The organism is Comamonas sp. B-9 (assembly GCF_000410635.1).
Lineage (GTDB): Bacteria > Pseudomonadota > Gammaproteobacteria > Burkholderiales > Burkholderiaceae_C > Comamonas.
This window is the reverse complement of the sequence record NZ_KE148612.1, coordinates 930-1334: the sequence shown is the minus strand read 5'-3', so window position 1 is coordinate 1334 and position 405 is coordinate 930. Positions and strand designations below refer to the sequence as shown.

Annotated in this window: 1 pseudogene; it reads left to right on the top strand. The window is 69.6% G+C overall.

Going from position 1 to position 405, the window contains the following annotated elements:
* A pseudogene (locus H928_RS32450) lies at positions 1–405 on the top strand (DNA polymerase Y family protein); the annotation flags it as partial.

The window sequence follows — 405 nt, the reverse complement described above, 5'->3', positions numbered from 1 at the left end:
TGAGCGGCCCATCCACACCGCCAGCACCACGCGCGATCTGCAGCACCTGTGCCGCCTGCTGCAAGAGCACCTGGCCCATGTGGAGCTGCAAGCCCCCGTGGGCGAGCTGAGCTTGCATGCCGATGCCCCCGAAGCGCTGCAAGAGCGCAGTGCCAGCCTGTTGCCCGACAAAACCGCCGATGGCGAAAGCCTGGAGCAGGTGCTCGAACGCATCACCGCCCGCCTGGGCGAAGACCAGGTGCAGCGCCCGCTGCTGCGGCCCGACCACCGCCCCGAGTGGCAGGTGCAGTGGCTGCCCGCGCAACCGGCCGGCAAGGCCAAGGCCGCCCCACCCGCTGCACAGCCCCATTCACGGCTGCATGCACCGCTGCATGTGCCGCCCCTTGCCCAACCCAGCTTTTTGCT